The sequence below is a fragment of the Methylophaga sp. UBA1464 genome, assembly GCF_002325665.1.
In the GTDB taxonomy this organism is placed as follows: Bacteria; Pseudomonadota; Gammaproteobacteria; order Nitrosococcales; family Methylophagaceae; genus Methylophaga.
In genome coordinates this window covers 27,169-28,835 of the sequence record NZ_DCSO01000098.1, presented here as the reverse complement: position 1 = coordinate 28,835, position 1,667 = coordinate 27,169, and the positions used below count along the sequence as shown (strand labels likewise).

Annotated in this window: 1 protein-coding gene; it reads left to right on the top strand. The window is 48.5% G+C overall.

Annotation, left to right across the window (positions count from 1 at the left end; translation table 11 throughout):
* Window positions 1-1,485: YgiQ family radical SAM protein (locus tag B3O33_RS13590; protein WP_292363823.1), on the top strand; the 1,485-nt coding region annotated here is incomplete at its 5' end.
* Between the last annotated feature and the right edge of the window lie 182 nt (window positions 1,486-1,667).

Below are 1,667 nucleotides of genomic sequence, written 5' to 3'. Positions count from 1 at the left end.
AGTATTGATAAGCCCGGCCAGCTTAATCCACCGATTGATCCTTATCAGATGCAGACGGAAGAGAGTTGCGAGCAATCCAAAGCGGAAACCGGAGAGAAAAATGCTGCTCCGGCGGAACCAGCAACTAATGTCATTAAAATCCATCGGGTCTCACCGCGAAATGCCGATAAAACAGTGATTCGTTTGCCGCGTTATGAAACGGTTAAAGATGATCCGATTATTTATGCACATACCTCGCGGATTCTGCATTTGGAGACTAATCCGGGCAATGCACTGGCGCTGGTTCAGCAACATGGCGATCAGGATGTCTGGCTGAACCCGCCGCCCATCCCATTGACCACCAAAGAGATGGATGCGGTGTTTGATCTGCCTTATAGCCGTTTACCGCATAAGGAATATGGCAAAGCCAATATTCCGGCTTACGAGATGATTCGCTTTTCAGTGAACATTATGCGTGGCTGTTTTGGCGGTTGTACATTCTGTTCGATTACCGAACATGAAGGTCGCATTATCCAGAGTCGCAGTGAAGATTCGATTATTCGTGAGATTGAGGCAATCCGCGATACTACTCCGGGCTTTACCGGCATTATCTCGGATCTGGGTGGACCGACCGCCAATATGTACCGGCTGGCCTGTAACAGCGAGGAAATCGAAGCCAGTTGCCGTCGTTTATCCTGTGTTTTTCCGGGTGTTTGCAAAAACCTCAACACCGATCACACGCCATTAATTAATCTATATCGTCGTGCCCGCAGTCTGCCGGGTATTAAGAAGATTCTGATTGGCTCCGGACTGCGTTATGACCTCGCGGTTCTGTCTCCGGAGTATGTTAAAGAACTGGTCACGCATCATGTGGGTGGCTATCTGAAAATTGCGCCGGAACATACCGAAGATGGTCCACTGTCGCAGATGATGAAACCCGGCATTGGCACTTATGACAAGTTCAAAGCGATGTTTGATAAATATTCCAAACAGGCTGGCAAAGAACAGTATCTGATACCTTATTTTATTGCGGCTCATCCGGGTACGACTGACAAGGACATGATGAATCTGGCGTTGTGGTTAAAACATAATGGCTTTCGAGCTGATCAGGTTCAGGCGTATTTGCCCTCACCGATGTCAGCTGCAGCAGCCATGTATCACTCAGGCAAGGACACTTTGCACAAAGTACGCCGTCAGGGCGGCGATATCACCGTTCCAAAAGGTTTGAAAGTAAGGCGCCTGCACAAAGCATTTCTGCGTTATCACGACCCGGAAAACTGGCCGATGTTACGTGAAGCCCTGAAAAGTATGGGCAGATCTGATTTGATCGGTAATGGCAAAAAGCATCTGATTCCGAGCTTTCAACCTAAAGGCACTGGCGAAATGGGTGAAGGCAAACGCATTACCCGTAAGGCTAAAACGCCATCAACGCAACCGGCTTTCCGTACCCAGCATGTCAGATCCAAAAAAGTAAAAAGTGGAACGCAACGTTCCCGCAAACGTTAGGGCTTGTTGATCTTTCATCTCCGCCTCTGTTGTGAACTGAAAAAGCGTCAATCAAGGCTCGAGGAGCACCCTTTAGTTATTCTAAATAAGCGACGAGCAACGCAGAGTGGCGCTTTTTCAGTCACAACCCGAAGGGCTGGGACTTTTTTTGCGCCCGCCTGCGTTGTCAATCACTTATGTAG